1 pseudogene is annotated in these 254 nt (G+C 41.7%); it reads right to left on the bottom strand.

Going from position 1 to position 254, the window contains the following annotated elements:
* Positions 1-61: 61 nt before the first annotated feature.
* A pseudogene (locus H735_RS29435) lies at positions 62-254 on the bottom strand (transposase); the annotation flags it as partial.

Genomic DNA, 254 nt, shown 5'->3' with positions numbered 1-254 from the left:
AGTAAATTACCACCTTCTAAAGAAGGTGGCTTTGTGTGAGCCCCCTAAAAGGGGGCTTTGTTTAATCCAGCGCCAACTGGTGCTGCTCTACTCGCTCTTGATGTCTTACATATCGGCGTATGATTTCTTCATTGATTCCAACACTATCGACAAAATAGCCTCTTTGCCAAAAGTGATTACCCCAAACTTGTTCTTCCTAAGATGAGGAAACTTACTAAATAGCTTTAAGGCTATTTTGCCTTTCAATACCCCCA

Source organism: Vibrio owensii CAIM 1854 = LMG 25443 (genome assembly GCF_000817815.1).
Taxonomy (GTDB): domain Bacteria; phylum Pseudomonadota; class Gammaproteobacteria; order Enterobacterales; family Vibrionaceae; genus Vibrio; species Vibrio owensii.
The sequence above is the reverse complement of the archived record's forward strand: the minus strand, read 5'-3'. Positions and strand labels throughout refer to the sequence as shown.